The following is a 24,549-nucleotide window of genomic DNA, read 5'->3' on the forward strand; positions in this document are numbered from 1 at the left end:
CGATGCAATAGGACAGTAATACTGTCTTAAATCGCCGACAAGCGAATATTGCGGTGCAACATCTGCCGGGCGATGCGGTGGCGGCTGACGGATGAGGAGCGGCGATCTAGCATGGTCGACGGCGATAGAGCCGGAGCGGGTCAGAGGGGAAATCGATGCGCGCATTCAAGATCATCCGGGGTGGCCGCCTGCTCGATGCGCGCGCCAGGGCGGCGCCGCTGCGCGATATCCTGATCCGCGACGGCGCCATCCTCGAGATCGGCGCTCCCGGTCTCGCCGCGCCGGACGATGCGGAGGTCGTCGATGCCAGCCGGCATCTGCTGCATCCGGGCTTCGTCAACGGCCACACCCATGGCACCGGGGCGCTGACGCGCGGCTATCGCGACCGCTTCAATCTGGAGCTCCTGCTGTTGGCGACCCCGGCGCGCTTTGCCAACCAGACGCTGGAGATGAAGTATCTCAACACCTATCTCGGCGCGGTCGAGATGGCGATGAAGGGCTGCACGCTCGCCTTCGACCTGACCTTTGGCCTTCCGGTCGCCTCGATCGAGGAACTAGAGGCAATGGGGCAGGCCTATCGCGACGCCGGCATTCGCGCCGTGATGGCGCCGATGCTGGCCGATACGACCTTCTATCGCGGCATTCCGGGCCTGGTAGAAAGCCTGCCCGGCGATCTGCGCGCGCTGGCGAAGATCGACGGCGCGCCGGCCACCGACCGCGTGCTGGGGCTGATGGACGAGGCGCTGAGACGCTGGCCGCATGACCGCGACCACGTCAAGCTCGGCATCGCCCCGACCATTCCGCTGGTCTGCTCGGACGAGCTGATGCTTGGCTGCGACCGGCTGGCGCGCGAGCATGGGACCGTCATCCAGAGCCATATTGGCGAGGCCAAGATGCAGGCCGTCTCGGCGATTGCCAAGTATGGCAAGACCATGCTGGCCCATGTCGACGACCTCGGCGTCCTCGGGCCGCATTTCTCGATCGCGCATGGCATCTGGCTCGACGATGACGACCTGCGTCGCGTCGCCGACCGTGGCTCGTCCATTTCGCACAATGCCGGCAGCAACATGCGGCTCGGTTCGGGCATCGCCGATGCGCGCAGAATGCTGGAACGCGGCGTCAACCTCGCCATCGGTACGGATGGTGCGGTCTCGTCGGATAACCAGAACATGTATGAGGCGATGCGCGCCGCCGGCCAGGTCGCCGCCGTGCGCCAGCCGGACCATCGCCGCTGGCTGACGGCGCCCGAAATCATCGACGCGGCGACGCGGGGCGGGGCGCGGATGGCCGGCTTCGACCATGTCGGCGCCATCGCGCCCGGCAAGCGCGCCGACATCGTCTTTCTCAGCCTCGATCATCCCAACTGGATGCCGATCAACGATCCCGCGACGCAGCTGGTCTTCGCCGAGGACGCGACCGCCGTGCGCCATGTCATGGTCGACGGCACGTTCATCGTCCGCGACGGCCGACACCTTGCCTCCGACATGGCGTCGCTCGCCGACAAGGCGGAGGCGGCGCGCGACCGCATGCTGGAACTGAACGCCGGCGAGATCGCCAAGGTCGAAAAGCTGGAGGAGGCCGTGACTGGCTTCTGCCGAGGGCTGTCGATGAAGCCCTACCGCGTCGAGCGCTATGCGGCGTTTCCCTGCGGCTGCGACGAGGCCTCCGGTTTCGCGGCGACGCCGGGCTGACGGGCCGAACGCCGCGCCGACTTCTTCGCCGGCAGGAAGCGGCGGAAAACCGCCACCGCCAGCACGGCGAGAACGATGCCGCCGATGATCCAGGCTGGGCGGATGCCGGCGGCGGGGTTGAAATTGGTCGGCAGGACGCGGCTGAAGGCGACGCCGATCTTCAGATAGTAGTAGAGCGCCTCGCCGAACGCCGTGGCCACCGTCATGGTGGCGCCCAGCGCCAGCGTCGCGGGCAGGGTGGCGATCCGCGCCTCGCCGAGCCATGCCGCCAGCAAGCGCCAGGTGAGCAGCCAGATCGCGACGGCGGTGATGACGATCGGCTCGGTGACGCCGAGCTTCGACTGCAGGAAGAAGTGCAGCGCCGCCAGCAGGATGATCGGATAGACGAGATGGTGCAGGCGGCGCCAGTTGAGGCCGCCCATGCGCTTCATCATGCCATTGGTTGAGGTGATCGCCAGCGGCGTCAGCAGGATCAGCACCATCAGCCCGATGGTGAGATAGACGCGGGCGAAGATCTCCGAGATCACCTTTGGCACATCCCAGGCGAGATCGCCGGCATAGGCGACAAGGTGGATGAGCCCATAGGCGAAGACCGCATTGCCGAGCGTGCGCCGGACGAAGACCAGTTCCGGCCAGCGCCAGACATGGCGCAGTGGTGTGATGGCGAGCGTCAGCAGCAGGAACCGCACCGCCCAGAGGCCGGTCTGGTGGTTGATCTCGATCATCTGGCGGGGACCGAGCGTCCCCATCATGGCGCGGGCCACGAGCCACAGGCCAGGCAGGAACACGCCGGCGAAGACGATGGCCTTGAGCGGCGAGAAATCGCCCTTCCTGTCCTGCCAGGGATAGAGACGGGCGGCCGGCGTGGCGGATCGATTCATCGGGACCTCATGCAATCGCTGTTAGTCCTCATACGTGACCAGAAGGCGATTTGTGTCACCGCGGCGATCAGCTTTCCGTGAGCGGTGCCAATTTTGCCAGCCGCTCAAAGGCCGTCGGGCCCGGGATGCCGTCCCTCAGGCGCGCGTCGATCCGCGCGGCGCACTCGGCTGGCGTGAGCTGCGACGTGTCGAGTTCGAGGTCGTAGATGCCGGGGACATGCACGGCGTTCTGCCAGCGGAGGACCGGGGCAGGGACGGGATCTCCGGCGGTGCCTACGGCATAGAGGCCCTCGCGCCCCGCCTGCCCGGCGCGACGCCGCTGCATGATGGTCTCGATGGGACAGCGGACGCCGACGAACAGCACCGGAAGGCAGGAAAGGCGACGGGCGCAATCGGGCAGGATTTGCAGCGGCTTTGAATAATCGTCGTGATGGCCGACATCGACGACGACGTCGAGGCCAAGCCGGCTATGCGCGGCGATCGATTCGTAGAGTGCTGCGTAGAAGGTCGGGAGGCGCGGTTCGAGATCCGGCCGCTCTCCGCCGGGACGAAGGCCTATGCCCGGCCGATAGCGTGGTGGCGTCACGGCGTTGACATAGGCGTCGACGCCGAGGCTCATCCAGGGGCCGTCGAAGCTCTCCTGGATGGCGGCCGCGATGCTCGATTTTCCGGATCGCGGCGCGCCGTTCAGGATGACGATCCGGCCAGGGCGAGGGGCCTGCGTCACGCCGAAGCCTCAGGCTTCGGCTTCGACCAGTTCGCTGCGCCAGGGCGGGTTGGCGCCCGCGCGCGAGCAGGTGATCGCGGCGACGCGGTTGGCGAAATCGAGCGCATCCTTGAGGGCTGCGGGGTCGATGTTGCGCACGCCGTCGATCGTCAGGTGGCCCTTTTCGGAGAGCCGTGCCAGCAGGCCGCCGGTAAAGCTGTCGCCGGCGCCGACCGTGTCGGCGATGGTGACGGGGATGACCGGGCTGAAGACCGAGCCACTTGGCGTATAGGCGGTGACGCCATTGCCGCCGCGCGTGACGACGACGAGGCCCGTGCCGGCAGCGAGCCAGCGGCTGGCAACCGTCTCCGCCTCGACGCCCGGATAGAGCCATTCGAGATCGGCGCCGGAGATCTTCACGATGTCGGCGCCATGCGCGAACTTTTCGACATTGGCGATGAACGCGTCGCGGTCGTGGATCAGGGTCGGGCGGACATTGGGATCGTAGCAAAGCACTCGCTTGCCGCGATTGGCATCCATCACGGCGGCAAGGCGGCTGACGCTGGGCTCGGGGATCAGCGAGATCGAACCAAAGTGGATCGCCTCGACCTCGTCGCCGATCGGCTCATGCGCGGCCGGATCGTGCAGGCGTCCGGCAGAATTCTCGTCGAAGAAGGCGTATTGCGGCTCGTCATGCAGCAGGCTGACGAAGGCGAGCGTGGTGGGACGCGCCGAGAAGCCGACATATTTCAGGCTGACCAGGGAGCGCTTCAGTTCCTCGACCAGCATCTCGCCGAAGAAATCGGTCGAGATGCCGCCCAGGAAACCGGTATGGTTGCCCAGCCGCCCTGCGGTCAGGGCCACGTTGTACGGCGAGCCGCCGACTTTCGGCTGATAGGAATCGTTCCCCGCCGCATCCTTGACCGGCAGGAAGTCGATCAGTGCCTCGCCGCAACTCACGATCATCTCGGTCTTCTCCCGCTGGTCTGTATCGTCCATGCCCATTAGCCGAAGCGCGGCGCGCCGCCAAGCGGCTTCGACGCGTCGCGTCGGTCCGCGCCGGGGTGCGATCCGATGTCCCTCGTGTTTCGTCGTAGCCTTTGCCCTATAACGGCCTTGCGCCGGTGGCATCCGCCGGATCGTCGAAGTTTTCTGCGCCAACGACCGAGAAGCCATGCCGTCAGACGTAACGCTCTGGGGCGCCCTGATCGCAGGGCTGCTTTCCTTCATTTCGCCCTGCGTGCTGCCGCTTGTGCCGCCCTATCTCTGCTACGTGACGGGGCTGAGCCTCGACGAGGTGGCGGGAGCCAAGGCGGATGGCCGCAACCGGCGAATGGTGCTGCGTTCGTCCTTCGCTTTTGTGCTGGGCTTCACCACCGTCTTCGTGCTGCTCGGGGCGACGGCCTCGGTGCTCGGCCGGATGGTGGCGCGGCAGCAGGAGATCCTCTCCATCGTCGCCGGCCTCGTGATCATCGTCATGGGCCTGCATTTCCTCGGCGTTTTCCGCATCGCCTTCCTGCAGCGCGAGGCGCGGGTACAGGTCGCCAACCAGCCGGGCGGCCTCGTCGGGGCTTACGTGCTCGGGCTTGCCTTCGCCTTTGGCTGGACGCCCTGCATCGGTCCCGTGCTGGCGGCGATTCTCGCCGTTGCCGGCTCGCAGGATACGGTCGGCCGCGGCGCCGGCCTGCTCGCGGTCTATTCGCTCGGCCTCGGCATTCCCTTCATGATCGCCGCCGGCTTTGCCGAGCGCTTCATCGGCGGGTTGCGCCGGTTCCGTCGCTATATGCCGATGGTCGAGAAGGCGATGGGCGTTTTCCTGATTCTTGCCGGAGTGCTGTTCCTGACCGGCCAGATGACGGCGATGTCGTTCTGGCTGCTTGAAACTTTCCCCGCGCTGTCGCGGATCGGCTGATTTCGGATCATCCCAAAAATGCGGCAATAGCTATTTAGGCTTTTCGGGCCATAGCTACGCGCCACAGCTTCGCTCTCCTGGAGGAAACATGCCGGATCGCTCTTCGCTCGCCATCGTGCTCGCCGCAGGCGAGGGCACCCGCATGCGATCGTCCCTGCCCAAGGTGATGCATCCGGTCGCTGGCCTGCCGATGATCGGCCATGTGCTGAAGACGGCGACCGGCGCCGGCATCGACCGTTTCGCCGTCGTCGTCGGCAATGGCGCGGGCGCGGTGCGCGACTTCGCCGCCAAGGCCGCGCCTGCGGCAGTGCTGGTCGAGCAGGTGGAGCGTCTCGGCACGGCGCATGCCGTGCTGGCGGCGCGCGAGGCGCTGGAAATCGCCTCCGATGACGTGCTGGTGCTCTATGGCGACACGCCCCTGGTCACCGCCGAGACGCTGGCGCGGATGCGCGCTGAGCTGGCCAAAGGCGCTAGCGTCGTCGTGCTCGGCTTCCGCCCGGAGGTTCCGACCGGCTATGGCCGCCTGATCGAGCGCGACGGGCAGTTGCTGGAGATCCGCGAGGAGCGCGAGGCGAGCGAGGAAGAGCGCGCCATCGGCTTCTGCAATGCGGGCCTGATGGGCTTTCGTGGCGAGACAATCCTGGCCGTGCTCGATGCCATCGACAACAACAACGCCAAGGGCGAGTTCTACCTGACCGACGCGGTCGAGATCGCCAACCAGCGTGGGCTCGGCGTCGTGGCTATCGAGGCGGACGCGGCGGAGGTCGGCGGCGTCAACACGCGCGCCGAGCTCGCCGATGTCGAGCGCATCTGGCAGGACCGCGCCCGGCAGGCGGCTTTGCTTGCGGGCGTCACCATGACCGCACCGGAGACGGTGTTCCTGGCGCATGACACGAAGCTTTCGCGCGACGTGGTGATTGAGCCGAACGTCTTCTTCGGCCCCGGTGTCACCGTGGACGAGGGTGTCGTCATCCACGCCTTTTCGCATCTGACCGGCGCGCATCTGGAGCGCGGCGCCGAGGTCGGGCCGTTCGCCCGGCTTCGTCCCGGCGCGCAGCTTGGGCCCAAGAGCAAGGTCGGCAATTTCGTCGAGGTGAAGAACGCCGAGATCGGCGCCGGCGCAAAGATCAGCCATTTGACCTATATCGGCGACGCCAAGGTCGGCGCCGAGGCGAATGTCGGCGCGGGCACGGTCACCGGAAATTACGACGGCTACGATAAGGCGCTGACCGTGATCGGCGAGGGCGCCTTCATCGGGTCGAACAGCGTGCTGGTCGCGCCGGTGACGATCGGCGACGGCGGCTATGTCGCGTCGGGCAGCGTCATTACCGAGGATGTCTCGCCCGACGCGCTGGCGATTGCCCGCGGACGGCAGGTGGAAAAGCCGGGCTGGGCCGCCCGCTTCCGCGAGATGAAGGCCAAGACCAAGCGCGTCCGCGTCTAGGCGGTCGGTGAAGGCTAGAAACAGGAAGTGATTTCCGGCACTTGGCCCGAAAGGCTAAGAGGCGCTTGGATTTGACTTGGACTAAGATGCCGCCTTGAAGGCATCGCGAACGGGGAAACTGCAACATGTGCGGAATTATCGGCATTCTGGGCCGGACGCCCGTCGCGCCACTTCTGGTCGATGCGCTGAAGCGGCTGGAATATCGCGGCTATGATTCCGCCGGGATCGCGACGCTGGAGGACGGCCATCTCGACCGGCTTCGGGCCGAGGGCAAGCTGCGAAATCTCGACCTGAAGCTGGCCGTTTCGCCGCGCTTCGGCCTGACCGGCATCGGCCATACGCGCTGGGCGACGCATGGCGCGCCGACGGAGCGCAATGCCCACCCGCACGCGACCGAGCGCCTGGCGGTCGTCCATAACGGCATCATCGAGAACTTCCGCGAGTTGCGGCTGGAGATGGAAGCGGCCGGCCGCAGCTTCTCCTCCGATACCGATACCGAGGTCATCGCCCATCTGGTGACGGTCAAGCTGGCCGCCGGCCTGTCGCCGAAGGAGGCCGTTCAGGCAGTTCTCGGCCGGCTGACGGGGGCGTTCTCGCTCGCCTTCCTGTTCGAGGGTGAGGAAGACCTGCTGATCGGCGCGCGTCGCGGCAGCCCGCTGGCGATTGGCTGGGGCGAGGGCGAGATGTTCCTCGGCTCCGACGCCATCGCGCTCGGGCCGTTCACCGACGAGATCACCTATCTGAACGATGGCGACTGGGTCGTGCTGACGCGCTCGAGCGCTGCGATCTATGACGAGGCGGGCAATCCGGTCGAGCGGCCGCTGACGCGCCTGCAGGGTACCACCCATGTCGTCGACAAGGGCAACTACCGCCACTTCATGGTCAAGGAGATCCATGAGCAGCCGGAAGTCGTCGCCCACACGCTGGCGCATTATCTCGACCTGGTGAACGGTAGCGCAAAGCTTCCGGCCGGCATCGATTTCGCCGCGATCGACCGGCTGTCGATCACCGCCTGCGGCACGGCCTTCTTTGCCGGCTTCGTCGCCAAGTACTGGTTTGAGCGCTATGCGCGGCTGCCGGTCGACATTGATATCGCGTCCGAGTTCCGCTATCGCGAGCAGCCGCTATCGAAGGCCGGTCTTTCGATCGTCATCTCGCAATCGGGCGAGACCGCCGACACGCTGGCATCGCTGCGCTATGCCAAGAGCGAGGGGCAGAAGATCGCTGCGGTCGTCAATGTCCGCGAATCGACCATCGCCCGGGAGGCGGATTTCGTGCTGCCGACGCTGGCGGGGCCGGAAATCGGCGTCGCTTCGACCAAGGCCTTCACCGCCCAGCTTTCCGTGCTTGCTGCGACCGCTGTCGCCGCCGGCAAGGCGCGCGGCGTGCTCAGCGGCGACGAGGAGCAGGCGCTGGTGCGCGCGCTGAGCGAAGTGCCGCGTCTGATGCACGAGGCGCTGAAGCTCGACGCGCAGATTGAAGCGCTGGCGCGCGACCTGGCCAAGGTAAAGCACTGCCTCTATCTCGGCCGTGGCACCAGCTATCCGATCGCGCTGGAAGGCGCGCTGAAGCTCAAGGAAATCTCCTATATCCACGCCGAGGGCTACGCGGCTGGCGAGCTGAAGCACGGCCCGATCGCGCTGATCGACGAGGACATGCCCGTCGTCGTCATCGCGCCCTACGACCACATCTTCGAGAAGACCGTCTCGAACATGCAGGAAGTCGCGGCGCGCGGCGGCCGGATCATCCTGATCACCGACCGGAAGGGCGCCGAGGCGGCCGCCATGGATACGATGGCGACGATCATGCTGCCCGAGATGCCCTCCAGCGTGACGGCGCTGGTCTATACGATCCCGGTGCAGTTGCTCGCCTATCACACCGCCGTCTTCATGGGTACGGACGTCGACCAGCCGCGCAATCTCGCCAAGTCGGTGACGGTAGAGTAGCGCGTTCGCGACGCTGGGAGGGCAGGTCGCCGCGGAACGAATTCGCCGCCGGCGCCTTTGCGCAGGAGTATCTTCTGGTCATCCGTATGCCAGCCGTCATAATGGCGGCTGGCAGGCATGATTCAGGCGCGCGGGCGGTGGAATGAGCTCTCAGGAACCCCAACTCCCTCCAGCCGGTGAAACGGGCGGCAGTCGGCTGATCAAACGGTTGCGGAACTATTTCCTCACCGGTCTGGTCATCGCCGCGCCGATCTCGATCACGATCTACCTGACCTGGTCGCTGATCAAATGGATCGATGGCTGGGTCAAGCCGGTCATCCCGCTCGAATACAGCCCCGACGCCTATCTGCCCTTCTCCGTTCCGGGCTTCGGCGTGTTCGTTGCCGTGGTGGCGCTGACGCTGCTCGGCTTCCTGACGGCGAATTTCGTCGGGCGCTCGTTGGTGCGCATGGGCGAGCAGTTGCTGAACCACACGCCGTTGGTCCGCAATCTCTACAGCGCCCTCAAGCAGCTGTTCGAGACCGTGCTGTCGGGCAAGGGCGGCAAGTCGTTCCAGAAGGCGGCGCTGTTCGAATTTCCGCGCAAGGGCGTGTGGTCGATCGTCTTCATCGCGACGGAGACGAAAGGCGAGATCCGGCGGCGGATCAGCCAGGATGGCGAGGAATGGGTGACCGTATTCCTGCCGCCCACGCCGGCGCCGACTGCGGGCTTCATGATGTTCGTGCGGCGCTCCGAACTGATCGAACTCGACATGACGGTGGAGGAAGCCGCGAAGCTGGTCATCTCGGCCGGTCTGGTCGCCCCCGAATATGACGTGGCGGCCCATACCCCGCCGCTCGACCCGCCCGCACCGGTCCTGACACGGCGCTCCGGCGGCTAGGCGAAAGTCCAACCCCCCAACGAAAAGGCCCGGTCTCGACCGGGCCTTTTCGCAGGAGATCGCGTCGCGATCAGAAGCGGTAGTTCAGGCCCGCGCGCACGATGCTGGCGCTGATCTCGCCGCGGCTCGAAGCGCTGCCGGCGGAGCCGAAATCGAAGTCGAAGGTCTTGGAGCCGAAGTCGGTGTAGAGATACTCGGCCTTGACCGACCAGTTGCTATGGGCAATCGCCCATTCCGCGCCGGCGCCGATGGCATAGCCGACCATGGTCTTGCTGTCTGTCTGGGAGTATTCCGGACCGGTGAAGCCGCCGGGAACGCCGCCCTGGATGGTGAGGCCGGCCTTGCCCTGGCCGACGGCGAGACCGCCCGTGCCATAGATCAGGACGTTGTCGATGGCGTAACCGACGCGGGCGCGCAGCGTGCCGAACGACTGCAGTTCCGCCGAGGTCTGGTAGTAGGGTCCCTGCGGCGAACCCAGGAAGCTGTCCGAGGTCTTGAGGTCCGCGGCCTGGTAATCGGCCTCTGCGCCGAACACCCAGGTGCCAACCTGATAGTTGTAGCCGATCTGTGCGCCGCCCAGGATGCCGTCGGCGCTGGCCGAGCTGTCGGCGCCAAGGAACGTCGCGGCCGGTATGAAGGTGCCGGGGCCCACGCCGACCAGCGGGCCGGTCGTGGTCATCGAATTCTCGCTGGTGTCGACGTCGCCCCAGCCGTAGCCGGCGTTCAGGCCGACATAGAAGCCTGTCCAGGAGAATGGTGCGGCGACTGCCACAGGTGCCGGCGCGGGCTCGTAGGTCAGGTCGGCCGCGAGCGCGGGGGAAGCAACGAGCAGGGTCGTGGCAAGCAGGGCGAACTTCGAAGCGGTCATGATGAGCTCCACCAGAAGGATTGTGAAACCATCGTAACAAAACTCGTTCGAAATGCTGTTGCACTAAGGCAACTATATTAACCGAGAGATCATATGGTTGACGAAGTGTTGCAGCGACCGCGCGATGCTAGGACTCGCCCGCGAGGCTACGGCGCGCCTTGTCGAGTTCCTCGGCGTAACGGCGGAACAGATGCGCCTCGGTCAGCAGGCCGATGACGTGCCGGCTTGACGCATCGTCGACCACGACCAGTTCTTCGCTCTCCGCCTCGTCGAATACCTTGGCCGCTGTCTGGGCGCTCATGTTGGGAAACAGCATTTTATCGGGCTGGCGGCAGAAGGACTGGATCGTATCGTCGACATCTTCGGATGGGGTCGAGTGGATCTCGGCGACCAGAATGATGCCGGCATAGCGGCCATCGGTATCGGTGACGACGACGCGCTGGGTCGAGCCGAGCGGAAACAGGCTGCGAAAGGCACTAACCGGCATGGTGGCGAGCACGCTGCGCACGTCGGTTCGCATCATGCGGCCAACCGTGAGGCCGCGCAGCCACCCGACGTCGATGGCGCTGCGGATCGTTTCTCCGCGCAAATGCAGCCGCCAGGTTGAGAACGAATAGCCGAAGAACTCGCGCACGGTGATGGCCGAGAGGATCGAGGCAGCCAGCACGATGCCGGTGATGGCGAGGTCGCCGGTCGCTTCCAGCGCCAGGAACGTCATGGTGAGCGGGCCGCCCACGATTCCGACACCGAGCGCGCTCATGCCGACGATGGCGGCGGCCACGGGGTCGATGCCGGCGGACGGGGCGATCCAGGCGACCGCCATGGCGAACAGCTTGCCGACGATGACGCCCAGAAACAGCGAGGCGAAGAACATGCCGCCGCGAAAGCCCGACCCGAGCGAAATCGAGACGCCGGCGATCTTCAGCAGAAGGATGGTCGCCAGCAGGCCGGCTGGCACGCCCTCGGCCATATTCAGATGCATGGCGCCATGGCCGGCCCCGAGCACCTGGGGACTGTAGAGCGCTAGCCCTCCGAGGATGGCGCCGCCGACGGCGGGGCGGATGGCGCGCGGCAGCCGGCTCTTCTGGAAGATCACCTCGGCGAGCGTGACCAGCCGCATGATGGCGATGGCGGCGAAGCCGGCGATGACACCGAGCAGCAGGTAGGGGGGATAGTCGACGGCATGCAGCGCCAGTGCCTTCGGCACCTCGATGGTGTAGGCGGCGGCGCCCAGGCCTTGGGCGACCAGGAAGCCGGCGATCGACGCCGTCATCACCGGGGCGATGTTCGCGACCGTATAGACGCCGATGATCAGCTCGAAACCGTAAAAGGCGCCGGTCAACGGCGCGCTGAAGGCCGCGGCGATGGCGCCGGCCGCGCCGCAGCCGACGACGGTGCGCAGGTCCGTGCGGCGCAGATGCAGCCGCTGACCGATGCGCGAGGCCATGGCGCTGCCGACCTGCGTGTAGCCCGCCTCGAGGCCCACCGAAGCGCCGGAGCCGTTGGAAATGATCGCTTCGAGGGCGACGCGCAGACTGTCGCGCAGCGACATCCGCCCGCCATGCAGCGCGTTGGCTTCGATCGGGTCGACGATCTGGCGGGCGCGCCGGAAGAACAGGAGGAAGAGCGCGCCTAGTACCACCCCGCCGCCGGCCGTGGCGGCCGCGCGCCAGGGCGGCGAGATCATGGCGGTTGCGCTGAGGAAGCCATCCGGCTCGATCGAGAACAGCACCACGTGCAGCCATTGCGCCAGCCGGCTCATGATCGTGACGGCAAGGCCGGCGAGACATCCGATCACCGCCGCAACGATCAGCAGCGAGGGCTCCCGCGTCCGGATCAGGGCGCGGGCGCGGCTCATGGCGCGGTCGGGGAGGGTGGAAAGTCCCATGTCAGTCGCGATGCCTATGCTCGCCGTTTGAATAGGCGTTCCCGCCTTCAAAAGCTTGGCGCGTCTTGTCTCAGCCGGCGCGCAGCAGCTTGATCGCCTCGTCTCGGCCGAAAAGATAGAGCAGCAGCTGCAGCGCCTTGCCGCGCGGCGATTGCAGCGCCGGGTCCTTCTCGACGATCAGCCGCGCATCGTCGCGGGCGATTTCGAGCAGGCTGGCATGATGCTCGAAGCGCGCGATCTTGAAGCCCGGTGTGCCGGACTGGCGCGTGCCCAGCAATTCGCCTTCGCCGCGCAGCCTCAAATCTTCCTCGGCGATGCGGAATCCGTCCTCGGTGTCGCGCATGATGGCAAGCCGGTCATGCGCCACCTCGCCGAGCGGCCCCTTGTACAGCAGCAGGCAGGTCGAGGCTTTCGAGCCGCGGCCGACGCGGCCGCGCAACTGATGCAACTGCGCGAGGCCGAAGCGCTCGGCATGTTCGATCACCATGATGGTCGCGTCCGGCACGTCGACGCCGACCTCGATGACCGTGGTCGCGACCAGGATCCGGGTTTCGCCGCGCTGGAAGCGCTGCATTGCCTCGTCCTTCTCGGCCGCCTTCATCCTTCCGTGGACGAGGCCGACGACCGGGCCGAGCGCGCGCTGCAGGTCGACAAAGCGATCCTGCGCCGCGGCGGCGTCGACCTCCTCCGATTCCTCGACCAGCGGGCAGACCCAATAGGCCTTGGCGCCCTCGGCGATCGCGGCGCGGATTCGCTCCACCACCTGGTCGAGCCGTTCGAGTGGCACCGTGCGGGTTTCGATCGGCTGGCGGCCGGCCGGCTTGTCCGGCAACTTGGAGACATCCATGTCGCCAAAGGCGGTGAGAACCAGCGTGCGCGGGATCGGCGTCGCCGTCATGACGAGGATGTCGGTGGCGGCACCCTTGGCGGAAAGCGCCAGGCGCTGATGCACGCCGAAGCGGTGCTGCTCGTCGACGATCGCCAGCGCCAAGTCGCGGAACTCGACGCCGGCCTGGAAGACCGCATGGGTGCCGACGACGAGATCGATGTTGCCATCGTCCAGTCCGGCCAGGATCTCGGCGCGCTCGCGGCCCTTTTCGCGGCCGGTCAGGATCGCCATGCGGATGCCGGCAGCGTCGGCGAGCGGTTGAAGCGTCTTGGCGTGTTGGCGGGCGAGCAGTTCGGTCGGCGCCATCAGCGCTGCCTGGCTGCCTGCCTCGATGACGGTCGCCGCCGCCATCAGGCCGACCATGGTCTTGCCCGAGCCGACATCGCCCTGCAGCAGGCGAAGCATGCGTTCGTCGGAGGCCAAGTCCTTCTCGATATCGGCGATCGCGGCCTGCTGGCTGCCCGTGAGCGTGAAGGGCAGGGCGGCGGTGATCGCGCGGCGCATCCGCCCGTCGCCGATCCGCGCCCGTCCGGCGGCGCGGCGCAGATTGGCGCGCGTCAGCATCAACGCAAGCTGGTTGGCCAGGAACTCGTCATAGGCGAGGCGGCTGATCGCCGGGCCCTCCGGTGCCAGCTCAGCTGGCGTCGTCGGCGCATGCACGGCTTCCAGCGTCGGCTTGAAGCCGGTCCAGCGCTGGCGCGACATCAACGTCGGATCCTGCCACTCCGGCAGGTCGGGGAGGCTGTCGAGCGCGCCGCGCATGGCGCGTCCCAGCGTCTTGCGCGCCAGCCCCGCCGTCATCGGATAGACCGGCTCGACCATCGGCAATTGCTCGAAGGCCTCGCGGTCGACGATATGGTCGGGGTGCACCATTTGCGGCCGGCCGTTGAACCACTCGACCTTGCCGCTGACGAAGCGCGTTTCGCCGACCGGCATGGTGCGTTCGAGGAAGTTCTGCTCGGCGCGGAAGAAGACCAGTGCGATCTCGCCAGTGTCGTCATGCGCCATGACCCGGTAGGGGATTCGCTTGTTGCCGCGCGGCGCCGGCAGATGGCGGTCGATGCGTACTTCGAGCGTAACAATCGCGCCTTCCGGCGACAGGGCGATCCCGGGCTGATTGCGGCGGTCGATCAGCCCCACGGGAATATGCAGCAGGAGATCGGTTACGCGCGGCGGTTCCGGCGCGTCGCCACCCAGCAGCAACCGCCCCATGGCCTCGCCGATCTTGGGGCCGACGCCGGTCAGACTCGTGACGGGGCGGAACAGCGGATTCAGGATTTCGGGGCGCATCGGGGCATGATTCTCCTGGCCGGGAGATTAGAACGTCCCGCCAACCTTTCGCCATGGCGTCGGGCAGGGTAGGAACAGCACAAATTGTGCGTGAGAGATCGATGACCCAAGAAGCAACAACCGGCGTCTATGGCAACCCCCCGGCGGAGCTGGCGGACGTGCCGCGCGACGCGGTGCAGTTTTCGCCGCTGCTGCCCGGGAGCCCGGCGCTAGAACGCCAGGCGGAAGGTTCGCTCGCCGCCATGGTGATGCTGGCGCCGCCCGGCACGATCGAGCGCCGGCACGATATCGCCCAGGCGCTGCGCGTACTGCAGCCGGGCGGCCAGCTGACGGTGATGGCGCCGAAGGACAAGGGCGGCTCGCGGCTCGCCAAGGAACTGAAGGCCTTTGGCTGCGAATTCGAGGAAACGGCGCTTCGGCATCATCGCATCTGTGTCTCGACCCGGCCCACGGACCTGCCCGCGCTCCAGGCGGCGATCGACGATGGCGCGCCGCGACAGGTCGAGGAAACCGGCCTCTGGTCGCAGCCTGGCGTGTTCTCCTGGAACCGCGTCGATCCGGGCAGCGCGCTGCTCTTGAAGCACCTGCCGCAGCTTTCCGGACGCGGCGCGGATCTCGGCTGCGGCGTCGGCTATCTGGCGCGCGCCGTGCTTGCCATGCCGACCGTCGAGGCGCTGCACATGGTCGATATCGACCGGCGCGCCGTCGAGGCTGCCGCGAAGAACATCACCGATCCGCGCGCCAGCATCCATTGGGCGGATGTGCGCAAGGCCGGCACGATTCCCGAAGGGCTCGATTTCATCGTCATGAACCCGCCCTTCCATGATGGTGGTGCCGAGGATCGCTCGCTCGGCCAGTCCTTCGTCCGCCGTGCCGCCGAAAGCCTGCGCAAGGGCGGCCGTCTTTGGCTGACCGCCAACCGGCATCTGCCCTATGAGGATCACCTGAAGGACCTGTTCGCCCGCGCCGTGCTGATCGTCGAAGCCGATGGCTTCAAGGTCTATGAGGCGCGCAAATGAGCAAGCCCGGCGGCAAGCAGGCCTTCCCCTCTGCACGGCTTGATCGGCTGCTGGCCAATCTCGGCTATGGCTCGCGCCGCGAGGTCCAGGGCCTGATCCAGGGCGGCCGGGTCATCCTCGACGGCGAGGCCGAAACCGATCCGGCGCAGCACATCTATGTGAAGCCGGACCTGGTGACCCGCATGACGGTGGCCGGCGAGCCGCTGGACCCGGCGCCCGGCATGGCCCTGATGATCCACAAGCCGCTCGGCGTTACCTGCTCGCACAAGGAAATAGGCCCGTTGGTCTATTCGCTTCTGCCGGAACGCTGGCGCCGCCGCGATCCCGTCATCTCCACGGTCGGCCGTCTCGACAAGGAGACGTCGGGCCTGCTGCTGATGACCGATGACGGCGCGCTGCTCCATCGCATCATCTCGCCGCGCCATCATGTGCCGAAGCGCTACCAGGTGACGCTAGACCGGCCGCTGAATGGCGACGAGGCCGAGATCTTCGCCGCCGGCGGGCTGCTGCTCGAGGGTGACGACAAGCCATTGCTGCCGGCCGAGATGGAATCCTCGGGCCCGAAGCAGGCGACGCTGACCCTGCATGAAGGCCGCTATCATCAGGTCCGGCGGATGTTCGCGGCCGTCGGCAACCATGTCGTGGCGCTGCATCGCGACCGGATCGGCCTGCTCGATCTGCCTGCCGATCTGGAGGCCGGTTCGTACCGCCTGCTGACGCCTGCCGACATCGACGCGGTGTTTGGAGCCTCAGGGTGACGCTTCCAGGATCGAAATTCTACGACGTCGTCGTGCTCGGCGCCGGCGCTGCCGGCATGATGTGCGCCATCGAAGCAGGCAAGCGCGGCCGCTCGGTTGCCATCATCGACCATTCGCCCTCGGCCGGCGACAAGATCCGCATATCCGGGGGCGGCCGCTGCAACTTCACCAATATCCACGCCTCGGCCAAGAACTTCGTCTCGCAGAACCCGCGCTTCTGTATCTCGGCGCTGTCACGCTATACACAGCGCGATTTCATCGCCCTCGTCGAGCGTCATGGCATCGCCTATCACGAGAAGACGCTTGGCCAACTGTTCTGCGACGGCTCCGCCAAGCAGATCATCGAAATGCTGGTGTCCGAGATGCTGCGGGCCGGCGTCGAGCTGCGGCTGGGCACCACCATCAAGCGGGTGGAGCATCGGGTCGATGGCGGCTACCGGGTTGCGCTATCGACGGGCGACGTCGTCTGCAAATCGCTGGTGATCGCGACCGGCGGCAAGTCGATCCCGAAGATGGGTGCGACCGGCTTCGGCTATGAGATCGCCAGCCAGTTCGGCCTGAAGCAGGTCGAGACGCGCCCGGGCCTGGTGCCGCTGACCTTCGATCCCGCCACGCTGGCGCGGCTGGAGCCGCTGGCCGGCATCGCCGTCGACGCGGTCGCGCAGCACGGCAAGACGCGGTTCGCCGAGGCAATGCTGTTCACCCATCGCGGCCTTTCCGGCCCCGCGATCCTGCAGATCTCGTCCTATTGGCGCGAGGGCGACGAGATCACGCTCTCCATGCTGCCGGAGACGGACGTGTTCGCGACGCTGAAGGCGGCCAAGGCCGAGCGCGGCAAGCAGGCGCTGCACACGGTGCTGGCGACGCTGCTGCCGAAGCGGCTGGCGCAGTTGATCGCCGAGGAGGAGAAGGGCCCGGGCAATCTCGCCGACCTCTCGGACAAGGCGTTGCGCCGCGTCGAGGCGGCGATCAATGCCTGGCGCGTGAGGCCGGCGGGTTCCGAGGGCTATCGCACGGCCGAGGTGACGCTGGGTGGTGTCGATACCAACGAGCTGGATCCCAAGACGATGGAAGCCAGGGAAGTCCCCGGCCTCTATTTCATCGGCGAGGTCGTCGACGTCACCGGCTGGCTAGGCGGCTACAATTTCCAATGGGCCTGGTCATCCGGCTGGGTGGCGGGGCAGGCGGCGTAGGGAGAGGTTCGATGGCGGTACGGCGCATCGTGGCGAATATCGCGGCCCGGGATCCGGCGGACGCTCAGGCGTTCTACGGCGACATCCTCGGCATGGAGATCGTCATGGACCATGGCTGGATCGTCAGTTTCGCAACGGATATTGCCACCACCCCGCAGGTCAGCATCGCGCGCGAAGGCGGATCCGGCACCGTGGTGCCGGATCTCTCCATCGAGGTGGACGATCTAGACGAGGTGCTGGCTCGCGTTCGCAGCGCCAGCCTCCCGATCGAATATGGCCCTGCGACGGAGCCCTGGGGCGTGCGGCGCTTTTATGTGCGCGACCCGTTCGGTCGGCTGGTGAACATTCTCAGTCACGCCTGAGGGCCGGACGCACAGGCATCATTCGGCGAGAACGCCGGACTTCTTCGCCGCGAAGATCGCCAGAGCGTCCATCAGCGGTGGCGACAGGCAGTCATAGGGTTCGAGGCCAAGCTCGCGGATGCGTGAACGGATCGCGCCCATGCGGTCCGGCTTGACCCCGCCTTCGATCACCGAGGAGATGAAGGCGCCGAACTGCGGCGCCTGCCAGCCCTCCTCGCGCGACAGTTCCGTGTGCACGAAGGTGAGGCCCTTGAAAGCGTGGTCCTTCTCGACCGGACCGTGCATGTGCACGCCGCACACCTGGCAGGCATGGCGCAGGATGGTGGCGGCCGGGTTGACCACCGCGAGCTTGTCGCCATTGGCGGCGACCTTCACATGATCGGTCGGGACGACGCCGACGATCGAGACGATCGCGCCTTCCGGCTTCCAGCACTGCGTGCAGCCGCAGGCATGGTTATGTGCGACCTGCCCCTGGATCTCGACGCGTACCGGTTTGTCGAGGCAGTGGCAGATCAGCGTTCCGCCGGCGAAATCATCCGCGCCCTTGCGGATGCCGTAGTCGATCGTGGGATGGAGAAGGACCGTGGCAGGCATTTCAGGCTCCCTCGTTCGTTCTTGCCGGAGGATCCGGATCGATCGAAGGTAGCGCTGACGTAACGTCAAGGAAACCGCTGCGCGTAGAATTCCGCGCGAAGGGGGCGGGAGAAACGAAAACGGCCATGTCGCCGAGACAACATGGCCGTTGAAAGGTGGTGTAGCCCGACCGGCTAGTTGAGGCCGCTGGCCTCGTCGAGGCCGAGAACCAGGTTCAGGTTCTGCACGGCGGCGCCAGACGCGCCCTTGCCGAGATTGTCGAGCAAAGCAACGAGACGGGCCTGCCCTGCGCCTTCGGTGCCGAAGGTGAAGAGTTTCATCCGGTTGGTGCTGTTCAGCCCCTCGGGATCCAGGCCGGTCATCGCGCCTGACTCCGCCAGGTTCGCAACCGTGACGAAGCGCTCACCGGCATAGTGCGCCGAGAGGGCCTCGTTCAGCGCGGCCAGCGACGGGTTGCCCGGGATCAGGTCCAGATGCAGCGGGATCTCGACGATCATGCCCTGCGCATAACGGCCGACAGCCGGCGCGAAGATCGGGCGGAGGTCGAGCTGGCCGTGCTTCTGGATCTCCGGCACATGCTTGTGCTGCAGCGGCAGCGCATAGATGCGGAAATTCTCATGGGTGTAGTTCGCGGCGTTCGGATCCTCGAACTCGGCGATCATCGACTTGCCGCCGCCGGAATAGCCGGAGACCGCGTTGATCGTCACCGGCCAGGCGGCAGGCAGCAGCCCCGCCGACACCAGCGGACGCAGCAGCGCGATCGCGCCGGTCGCATAGCAGCCGGGATTGGAGATCCGCGTCGAGGCGGCGATCTTGGCCCGCTGCGACTTGTCGAGCTCGGCGAAGCCATAGGTCCAGTCTGCCGCCGTCCGGTAGGCGGTCGAGGCGTCGATCACCTTGACATCCGGGTTGTCGATCAGCCCCACAGCCTCCTTGGCGGCCGCGTCCGGCAGGCAGAGGATGACCGCGTCGGCGCTGTTCAAAAGCTCGGCCCGGGCCGCAGTCTCCTTGCGACGCTCGGGCGCGATCGACAACAGCTGGATGTCGTCGCGGCCTTCCAGGCGCTGGCGGATCTGAAGACCCGTCGTGCCGGCTTCGCCGTCGATGAAGACCGTGGATACCATGGGCTCGCCTCCGTTCGGGCATCAGTAGATGGGGGCGCTCGCGCCACCCGCAAGGATCTCGCACGGTCGTGAAACCGCAATAAGACAGACGCGAATAGAAAAAGGGCGCTGCGGTTGCCCGAAGCGCCCCTTCGAAAACGTCGCGTGGACGCCGATTAGCGCTTCGAGAACTGAAAGCTGCGGCGGGCCTTGGCGTGGCCGTACTTCTTGCGCTCGACGACACGGCTGTCGCGGGTCAGGAAGCCACCCTTCTTAAGGACGCCACGCAGCTCGGGCTCGTAATAGGTCAGAGCCTTCGAGATGCCGTGACGGAGCGCACCAGCCTGGCCGGAGAGACCACCGCCAGCAACCGTGGCGTTGATGTCGTACTGGTCGGTGCGCGAAGCGACGCCGATCGGCTGCTGAACGAGCATCTGCAGAACCGGGCGAGCGAAGTAGCCGCGGTATTCCTTGCCGTTCACGACGATCTTGCCGGTGCCCGGCTTGATCCAGACGCGAGCGATGGCGTTCTTGCGCTTGCCGGTCGCGTAGGCGCGGCCCTGGGCGTCAAGCTTCTGCACATGGACAGGTGCCGCGTTCTCGGTCGAGATGACGGCGAGGTCCTGGAGGGACTGGAGATCAGCCATGTTCAGGCAATCCTCTTGTTCTTGGCATTCAGGGCGCCGACGTCGAGCGTCTCGGGCTGCTGTGCTTCGTGCGGATGCTCGGAACCGCCATAGACGCGCAGGTTCTTCAGCTGGCGACGGCCAAGCGGACCCTCGGGGATCATGCGCTCGATGGCCTTCTCCAGAACACGCTCGGGGAACTTACCCTCGATGATCTGGCGCGGGCTGCGCTCCTTGATGCCGCCGATATAGCCGGTGTGCCAGTAGTACCGCTTGTCGGTGTACTTGGCGCCGGTGAAGACGCACTTCTCGGCATTGATGATGATGACGTTGTCGCCATCATCAACGTGCGGCGTGAAGCTGGCCTTGTGCTTGCCGCGAAGGCGGTTCGCCACGATGCTGGCGAGGCGGCCAACGACCAGCCCTTCAGCGTCGATCAGAATCCACTTCTTCACGACGTCCGCCGGCTTGGTGGAAATGGTGCTCATTGGTTGAACTCGTTTTCTCGTGCCCCGTTCGGGCAGGATTAGCGGCAACAGGACACACGGTCCCATCGATCGTGCCGGTGTGTAGCCTGCCCCACAGATTCCGTCAAGCGCGCAGAAAACGACGGCGTGCGGATTACCATAGTGAAATCAATAGCTTATATATACGGTATTATTATACCACTAGCGGAACCAGATTTCGGACATCCCTAGGCATGCTCGCAGGGCGAAGAATCTCACTTTTGGCGGCAAAAGTCGCCCGGCGAACCTCCGGCTGGTGGATTGAACCGGGATGGGGGCGGCGACAGGCACGAAGCATGGTATGGGAGTCGCATCGGGCCGGCATGCCGGTCCTGCGTGGCTAAATTGGGGGATTGGACGATGTGGACCGTATGGAAGCACCCGCTGGTGAAGTGGGGAATCCTGGTTGTGCTGCTTTTCGCGACGGGCGCCTTCATCCTGGCGACGACCTGACGGCGAGGGGACGGCTGGCGGAAGCCCCGCGCCGCCGTCGATCTGTCACGAGCCTGCCGTATCCACGTAGGGACGGATTGTCGCTCTTCTGCCGACGGCATGCGATGGGACGGGCCGGTTTCCGGCCGATCGCGCGCCCCGGCACAGGCGGCATGACCACGACGGCATCTGTACCGGGCCGGGCGATCGGCTATGCTGTCGGCCCAATCGTGACGGGGAATACAATATGACGGAAGCAGGCCTCGCACCAAGGCTCAGCATTGTGACGCTCGGTGTCGCCAGCGTGCCGAAGGCGCGTGCATTCTACGAGTTGCTCGGCTGGCAGGCCTCGGCCGCAAGCCAGGAGGCGATCACCTTTTTCCAGCTCTCCGGCGTCGTGCTGGCCCTGTTCCAGCGCAATGCGCTTGCGGACGACGCGAATGTCGCGCCGGCGGGCGACGGATTTCGCAGCATCACCCTGGCGCACAATGTCATGAGCGAGGCCGAGGTCGACGCCGCGTTGGCGCATGCCGAGAATTGCGGCGCGCGGCTGGTGAAGCCGGCCACCAAAGTGTTCTGGGGCGGCTATTCCGGCTATTTCGCCGATCCGGATGGCCATCTCTGGGAGGTGGCCTACAATCCCTTCTTCCCGTTTGACGAGGCCGGTCGCCTCGCACTGCCAGGTCCACAATCATGAAGAACCTTCTTTGCAGCACGGCCGCTTGCGCGATGCTAGCCTTCTTCGGATCGACAGCCTTCGCGGCAGAGGATCCGGCGATCCAGCCGAAGCCCTACGAAGCGCTCACCGTCACCTATGACACGACCGGAACCGACGACGCCGAACTCAAGGCTCTGGTCGAGACGTTGAAGGTGGCGATCTCCACTGGCGACGTGGCGACGCTGAAGGCGAGCGCGGCGCCGGAAGTGAAGATCTATTCGCCGATGATCGGTTTCCCCGACGCGACGCCGGCCGAGGCTTTGCCCGATCCGGAGAAGCGCCCCGGCGATGAGCGGTTGGACAGCGCGGCGACGATGTCCTCCACAGGCGACGTCGATTACAGCCGCGAGGATCTGGACGGCCTGGTCGTCGACCTTTTCGGCAACGCGCTGGATTCGGGCACGATCGGACACTCCAAGACCGCCAGGGGCGCGATCTGCTCGCCGGCCGAGCCGATCTTCGACCGCGACAAGGCGCTGGCCATCGCCGAGGCGGCCGGCGTTCCCGCCGGCAATCTCTGGATCCTGTCCGAAGACACGGAATTCCACGAGAAGCCGACCGAGACGTCGCCCGTGCTGGTGAAGCTTCCGGCCGGCACCATCGTGCCCTTTATCGAAGGCTCGGTCGACGGCGAGGACGGCACGGCCGACTGGTATTCGGTGGCGCTGCCCTCGGGCAAGATCGGCTATTCGACCAATGACATCTCGCTCGGCTTCCAGGCGACTAGCGTCTGCTATGGCAAGGTCGAGGGCAAATGGATGGTCACCGCCGTCGTCGTTCCGGGTCTGTGAGCGCATGAATCACGATCAATACGATGACGACTATATCCGCGGCATCCTGACGGCCACGCGGACCATCGCCCTGATCGGCGCGAGCCCCAATCCGGCCCGCGCCAGCAACGGCGTGCTGGGCTATCTGACGCGCGCGGGCTACGAGACCTATCCGATCAATCCGGGTATTGCCGGGCGGGAACTGTTCGGCCGCATGGTCTATCCGCGACTGGCCGACGTGCCGGTCGCGATCGACATGGTCGACGTCTTCCGCAATTCGGACGCGATCGCCGGCGTGGTCGACGAGATCCTCGCGCTGCCGGTTCTGCCCAAGGTGATGTGGCTGCAGCTCGGCATCCGCAATGACGCCGAGGCGGCGCGGCTGGAGGCGAGGGGCGTCCAGGTCGTCATGGACCGTTGCCCGGCGATCGAACGGCCCCGCCTGATCGGCTGAGATTTTGCGGCGCAGGCCGCCGCGGAGGATGAATATTCGCCGGGAGCCGCCTCCCGGCGAAACGTATGGCTGCGATTTGTCGGGCTGCCGCGCTATGCGTGTAGGTCTTACGATCAATCCGGCCGTGCCCATCAAGAACGAAAATGGAGGAGACAAGAATGTCCGAAGACAGGCTTCCCGGTTTTGCAACGCTTGCCGTCCATGCCGGCGCCCAGCCCGACCCGACCACGGGCGCGCGCATCACGCCGATCTACCAGACGACCGCATTCGTCTTTGACAATGTGGACCATGCCGCGTCGCTGTTCGGCCTGCAGGCCTTCGGCAACATCTATACGCGCATCACCAACCCGACGACCGCCGTGCTCGAAGAGCGCGTCGCGGCGCTGGAAGGCGGCACCGCCGCGCTCGCCGTCGCCTCGGGCCACGCCGCGCAGCTCCTGGTCTTCCACACGCTGTTGCAGCCCGGCGACGAGTTCATCGCCTCGACCAAGCTCTATGGCGGCTCGATCAACCAGTTCAACCACTCGTTCAAGAGCTTCGGCTGGAACGTCGTCTGGGCTGATCCCGACGATATCGCCTCGTTCGAGCGGGCGATCACGCCGAAGACCAAGGCGATCTTCATTGAGTCGATCGCCAATCCGGGCGGCATCGTCGTCGACATCGCGGCGATTGCCGCGGTCGCCAAGCGCGCCGGCGTGCCGCTGATCGTCGACAACACGCTCGCGACGCCCTACCTCTGCAAGCCGTTCGAGCATGGCGCCGATATCGTCGTGCACTCGCTGACCAAGTTCCTCGGCGGTCACGGTAATTCGATGGGCGGCGTCATCGTCGATGGCGGCCGCTTCAACTGGACCCGCGAGGCGCGCTATCCCAAGCTGTCGCAGCCGCTGGCCGAATATAACGGCGTCGTGCTGGCCGAGACTTTCGGCAACTTCGCCTTCGCCATCGCCTGCCGCGTGCTCGGCCTGCGCGATCTCGGTCCCGCGATCTCGCCGCAGAACTCTTTCCTGATCCTGACCGGCATCGAGACACTGCCGCTGCGCATGCAGAAGCATTCCGACAATGCCCGCGCTGTCGCCGAATATCTGATCGACCATCCGGCCGTCGCCTGGGTCAGCTATGCCGGCCTGCCGGGCGACCGCTACCACAACCTCGCCCGCCGCTACGTTCCCAAGGGCGCGGGCGCGGTGCTGACCTTCGGCCTCAAGGGCGGCTATGACGCCGGCGTCAAGGTCGTTTCGACGGTCAAGCTGTTCTCGCATCTCGCCAATATCGGCGACACGCGCTCGCTGATCATCCACCCGGCCTCGACGACCCACCGCCAGCTGGACGACGTGCAGAAGACCAAGGCCGGCGCCGGCCCGGATGTCGTCCGCCTGTCGGTCGGCATCGAGGACAAGGAAGACATCATCGCCGATCTCGAGCAGGCGCTCGCCGGTACCTGATCGGTTCTTTGCGTGGGGTAGACCCTCACCCCAACCCTCTCCCGCGCGGCGGGAGAGGGAGTCCTGCCGACCCGGTCGATGCGCTGCTGTCACCTTGATAAGGCAGTCGGAAACGACTCACGCCTAGGGAAGTGCACCGGCCGAAAACCCTCGCCCGCTTGCGGGAGAGGGTAG

23 protein-coding genes are annotated in these 24,549 nt (G+C 66.1%); 13 read left to right on the top strand and 10 right to left on the bottom strand.

Translation table 11 applies throughout. The features are described from left to right. The first annotated feature begins 155 nt into the window (after positions 1-155). Positions 156-1,691 carry an amidohydrolase family protein gene (locus tag ACHMWQ_RS13660; RefSeq protein ID WP_396307867.1) on the top strand — a complete coding sequence of 512 codons (1,536 nt, stop codon included), beginning with the start codon at positions 156-158 and terminating at the stop codon, positions 1,689-1,691. On the opposite strand, the gene ACHMWQ_RS13665 is transcribed toward ACHMWQ_RS13660, so the two are convergent. The 3 genes from ACHMWQ_RS13665 to ACHMWQ_RS13675 form a co-directional block, all read right to left on the bottom strand. Continuing rightward, on the bottom strand, positions 1,631-2,572 hold the full coding sequence (locus ACHMWQ_RS13665) for a sulfite oxidase heme-binding subunit YedZ (RefSeq protein WP_396307868.1): 942 nt from the start codon (positions 2,570-2,572) through the stop codon (positions 1,631-1,633). The genes ACHMWQ_RS13660 and ACHMWQ_RS13665 overlap by 61 nt on opposite strands. Before the next feature lie 67 nt (positions 2,573-2,639). Further along, positions 2,640-3,299 (bottom strand): chloramphenicol phosphotransferase CPT family protein, encoded by a 660-nt coding sequence (locus ACHMWQ_RS13670; protein WP_396307869.1) that lies wholly within the window; start codon positions 3,297-3,299, stop codon positions 2,640-2,642. 9 nt (positions 3,300-3,308) lie between these two features. Continuing rightward, positions 3,309-4,277 (bottom strand): carbohydrate kinase, encoded by a 969-nt coding sequence (locus tag ACHMWQ_RS13675; protein ID WP_396307870.1) that lies wholly within the window; start codon positions 4,275-4,277, stop codon positions 3,309-3,311. Between the two features lie 175 nt (positions 4,278-4,452). Between ACHMWQ_RS13675 and ACHMWQ_RS13680 the strand changes: the two genes are divergently transcribed. The 4 genes from ACHMWQ_RS13680 to ACHMWQ_RS13695 all read left to right on the top strand — a co-directional run bounded on the left by ACHMWQ_RS13680 (position 4,453) and on the right by ACHMWQ_RS13695 (position 9,460). Further along, the gene (locus tag ACHMWQ_RS13680; RefSeq protein WP_354548785.1) at positions 4,453-5,190 is read left to right on the top strand and encodes a cytochrome c biogenesis protein CcdA; all 738 of its coding nucleotides are present in this window, start codon (positions 4,453-4,455) and stop codon (positions 5,188-5,190) included. An 88-nt stretch (positions 5,191-5,278) separates the two neighbouring features. Further along, positions 5,279-6,634, top strand: a complete 1,356-nt coding sequence (gene glmU, locus ACHMWQ_RS13685) for a bifunctional UDP-N-acetylglucosamine diphosphorylase/glucosamine-1-phosphate N-acetyltransferase GlmU (protein ID WP_396307871.1) — start codon at positions 5,279-5,281, stop codon at positions 6,632-6,634. Between the two features lie 125 nt (positions 6,635-6,759). Then, positions 6,760-8,580 (top strand): glutamine--fructose-6-phosphate transaminase (isomerizing), encoded by a 1,821-nt coding sequence (gene glmS, locus ACHMWQ_RS13690; RefSeq protein WP_396307872.1) that lies wholly within the window; start codon positions 6,760-6,762, stop codon positions 8,578-8,580. 142 nt (positions 8,581-8,722) lie between these two features. Then, positions 8,723-9,460, top strand: a complete 738-nt coding sequence (locus ACHMWQ_RS13695; RefSeq protein WP_354548789.1) for a DUF502 domain-containing protein — start codon at positions 8,723-8,725, stop codon at positions 9,458-9,460. 70 nt (positions 9,461-9,530) lie between these two features. On the opposite strand, the gene ACHMWQ_RS13700 is transcribed toward ACHMWQ_RS13695, so the two are convergent. The 3 genes from ACHMWQ_RS13700 to recG all read right to left on the bottom strand — a co-directional run bounded on the left by ACHMWQ_RS13700 (position 9,531) and on the right by recG (position 14,395). After that, a complete protein-coding gene (locus tag ACHMWQ_RS13700; protein WP_396307873.1) occupies positions 9,531-10,328 on the bottom strand; it encodes an outer membrane protein in 798 nt (265 codons plus the stop codon). A gap of 127 nt (positions 10,329-10,455) precedes the next feature. Beyond that, positions 10,456-12,216: a chloride channel protein gene (locus tag ACHMWQ_RS13705; protein WP_396307874.1), complete on the bottom strand. Its 1,761-nt coding sequence runs from the start codon at positions 12,214-12,216 to the stop codon at positions 10,456-10,458. Between the two features lie 70 nt (positions 12,217-12,286). Beyond that, positions 12,287-14,395, bottom strand: a complete 2,109-nt coding sequence (gene recG / locus ACHMWQ_RS13710) for an ATP-dependent DNA helicase RecG (RefSeq protein WP_396307875.1) — start codon at positions 14,393-14,395, stop codon at positions 12,287-12,289. 101 nt (positions 14,396-14,496) lie between these two features. On the opposite strand from recG, the gene ACHMWQ_RS13715 reads away from it, so the two are divergent. The 4 genes from ACHMWQ_RS13715 to ACHMWQ_RS13730 are packed head-to-tail and all read left to right on the top strand — an operon-like array spanning position 14,497 to position 17,727. Next, positions 14,497-15,414: a class I SAM-dependent methyltransferase gene (locus ACHMWQ_RS13715; RefSeq protein WP_396307876.1), complete on the top strand. Its 918-nt coding sequence runs from the start codon at positions 14,497-14,499 to the stop codon at positions 15,412-15,414. Further along, on the top strand, positions 15,411-16,172 hold the full coding sequence (locus ACHMWQ_RS13720; protein WP_354548797.1) for a pseudouridine synthase: 762 nt from the start codon (positions 15,411-15,413) through the stop codon (positions 16,170-16,172). The genes ACHMWQ_RS13715 and ACHMWQ_RS13720 overlap by 4 nt, the downstream gene beginning before the upstream one ends. Beyond that, positions 16,169-17,365: an NAD(P)/FAD-dependent oxidoreductase gene (locus ACHMWQ_RS13725; RefSeq protein WP_354548799.1), complete on the top strand. Its 1,197-nt coding sequence runs from the start codon at positions 16,169-16,171 to the stop codon at positions 17,363-17,365. Before ACHMWQ_RS13720 ends, ACHMWQ_RS13725 begins: the two co-directional genes overlap by 4 nt. Positions 17,366-17,376: 11 nt before the next feature. Then, positions 17,377-17,727 (top strand): VOC family protein, encoded by a 351-nt coding sequence (locus ACHMWQ_RS13730; RefSeq protein ID WP_396307877.1) that lies wholly within the window; start codon positions 17,377-17,379, stop codon positions 17,725-17,727. A gap of 18 nt (positions 17,728-17,745) precedes the next feature. Here the strand turns inward: ACHMWQ_RS13730 and gfa are convergent, their stop codons facing one another. From gfa to rplM, 4 genes are all read right to left on the bottom strand, one after another. Continuing rightward, entirely contained in the window at positions 17,746-18,321 is a 576-nt protein-coding gene (gfa, locus tag ACHMWQ_RS13735) for an S-(hydroxymethyl)glutathione synthase (protein WP_396307878.1), read from the bottom strand. 173 nt (positions 18,322-18,494) lie between these two features. Then, complete coding sequence (gene argC / locus ACHMWQ_RS13740) at positions 18,495-19,445, bottom strand: N-acetyl-gamma-glutamyl-phosphate reductase (protein WP_396307879.1); 951 nt, start codon at positions 19,443-19,445, stop codon at positions 18,495-18,497. A gap of 155 nt (positions 19,446-19,600) precedes the next feature. Then, entirely contained in the window at positions 19,601-20,071 is a 471-nt protein-coding gene (gene rpsI / locus ACHMWQ_RS13745; protein WP_266334541.1) for a 30S ribosomal protein S9, read from the bottom strand. Between the two features lie 2 nt (positions 20,072-20,073). Next, positions 20,074-20,538: a 50S ribosomal protein L13 gene (gene rplM / locus ACHMWQ_RS13750; protein WP_266334543.1), complete on the bottom strand. Its 465-nt coding sequence runs from the start codon at positions 20,536-20,538 to the stop codon at positions 20,074-20,076. Between the two features lie 697 nt (positions 20,539-21,235). On the opposite strand from rplM, the gene ACHMWQ_RS13755 reads away from it, so the two are divergent. The 4 genes from ACHMWQ_RS13755 to ACHMWQ_RS13770 all read left to right on the top strand — a co-directional run bounded on the left by ACHMWQ_RS13755 (position 21,236) and on the right by ACHMWQ_RS13770 (position 24,375). Further along, a complete protein-coding gene (locus tag ACHMWQ_RS13755; protein WP_396307880.1) occupies positions 21,236-21,685 on the top strand; it encodes a VOC family protein in 450 nt (149 codons plus the stop codon). Then, positions 21,682-22,497, top strand: a complete 816-nt coding sequence (locus tag ACHMWQ_RS13760; RefSeq protein WP_396307881.1) for an SH3 domain-containing protein — start codon at positions 21,682-21,684, stop codon at positions 22,495-22,497. The genes ACHMWQ_RS13755 and ACHMWQ_RS13760 overlap by 4 nt, the downstream gene beginning before the upstream one ends. A gap of 4 nt (positions 22,498-22,501) precedes the next feature. Beyond that, positions 22,502-22,930 (top strand): CoA-binding protein, encoded by a 429-nt coding sequence (locus ACHMWQ_RS13765; RefSeq protein ID WP_396307882.1) that lies wholly within the window; start codon positions 22,502-22,504, stop codon positions 22,928-22,930. 158 nt (positions 22,931-23,088) lie between these two features. After that, a complete protein-coding gene (locus ACHMWQ_RS13770) occupies positions 23,089-24,375 on the top strand; it encodes an O-acetylhomoserine aminocarboxypropyltransferase (RefSeq protein WP_354548812.1) in 1,287 nt (428 codons plus the stop codon). Positions 24,376-24,549 lie beyond the last annotated feature (174 nt).

The organism is Kaistia sp. UC242_56 (assembly GCF_044452255.1).
Taxonomy (GTDB): Bacteria; Pseudomonadota; Alphaproteobacteria; order Rhizobiales; family Kaistiaceae; genus Kaistia; species Kaistia defluvii_A.

Excerpts from the sequence above, each read along its gene's own strand:
- ACHMWQ_RS13765 (WP_396307882.1), top strand. The coding sequence starts at position 22,502 with ATGAATCACGATCAATACGATGACGACTATATCCGCGGCATCCTGACG.
- argC (WP_396307879.1), bottom strand. The coding sequence starts at position 19,445 with ATGGTATCCACGGTCTTCATCGACGGCGAAGCCGGCACGACGGGTCTT.
- gfa (WP_396307878.1), bottom strand. The coding sequence starts at position 18,321 with ATGCCTGCCACGGTCCTTCTCCATCCCACGATCGACTACGGCATCCGC.
- glmS (WP_396307872.1), top strand. The coding sequence starts at position 6,760 with ATGTGCGGAATTATCGGCATTCTGGGCCGGACGCCCGTCGCGCCACTT.
- ACHMWQ_RS13700 (WP_396307873.1), bottom strand. The coding sequence starts at position 10,328 with ATGACCGCTTCGAAGTTCGCCCTGCTTGCCACGACCCTGCTCGTTGCT.
- ACHMWQ_RS13665 (WP_396307868.1), bottom strand. The coding sequence starts at position 2,572 with ATGAATCGATCCGCCACGCCGGCCGCCCGTCTCTATCCCTGGCAGGAC.
- ACHMWQ_RS13730 (WP_396307877.1), top strand. The coding sequence starts at position 17,377 with ATGGCGGTACGGCGCATCGTGGCGAATATCGCGGCCCGGGATCCGGCG.
- ACHMWQ_RS13760 (WP_396307881.1), top strand. The coding sequence starts at position 21,682 with ATGAAGAACCTTCTTTGCAGCACGGCCGCTTGCGCGATGCTAGCCTTC.
- ACHMWQ_RS13695 (WP_354548789.1), top strand. The coding sequence starts at position 8,723 with ATGAGCTCTCAGGAACCCCAACTCCCTCCAGCCGGTGAAACGGGCGGC.
- ACHMWQ_RS13680 (WP_354548785.1), top strand. The coding sequence starts at position 4,453 with ATGCCGTCAGACGTAACGCTCTGGGGCGCCCTGATCGCAGGGCTGCTT.
- ACHMWQ_RS13720 (WP_354548797.1), top strand. The coding sequence starts at position 15,411 with ATGAGCAAGCCCGGCGGCAAGCAGGCCTTCCCCTCTGCACGGCTTGAT.
- ACHMWQ_RS13660 (WP_396307867.1), top strand. The coding sequence starts at position 156 with ATGCGCGCATTCAAGATCATCCGGGGTGGCCGCCTGCTCGATGCGCGC.
- recG (WP_396307875.1), bottom strand. The coding sequence starts at position 14,395 with ATGCGCCCCGAAATCCTGAATCCGCTGTTCCGCCCCGTCACGAGTCTG.
- ACHMWQ_RS13715 (WP_396307876.1), top strand. The coding sequence starts at position 14,497 with ATGACCCAAGAAGCAACAACCGGCGTCTATGGCAACCCCCCGGCGGAG.
- ACHMWQ_RS13755 (WP_396307880.1), top strand. The coding sequence starts at position 21,236 with ATGACGGAAGCAGGCCTCGCACCAAGGCTCAGCATTGTGACGCTCGGT.
- ACHMWQ_RS13675 (WP_396307870.1), bottom strand. The coding sequence starts at position 4,277 with ATGGACGATACAGACCAGCGGGAGAAGACCGAGATGATCGTGAGTTGC.
- glmU (WP_396307871.1), top strand. The coding sequence starts at position 5,279 with ATGCCGGATCGCTCTTCGCTCGCCATCGTGCTCGCCGCAGGCGAGGGC.
- ACHMWQ_RS13770 (WP_354548812.1), top strand. The coding sequence starts at position 23,089 with ATGTCCGAAGACAGGCTTCCCGGTTTTGCAACGCTTGCCGTCCATGCC.
- ACHMWQ_RS13705 (WP_396307874.1), bottom strand. The coding sequence starts at position 12,216 with ATGGGACTTTCCACCCTCCCCGACCGCGCCATGAGCCGCGCCCGCGCC.
- rplM (WP_266334543.1), bottom strand. The coding sequence starts at position 20,538 with ATGAGCACCATTTCCACCAAGCCGGCGGACGTCGTGAAGAAGTGGATT.
- rpsI (WP_266334541.1), bottom strand. The coding sequence starts at position 20,071 with ATGGCTGATCTCCAGTCCCTCCAGGACCTCGCCGTCATCTCGACCGAG.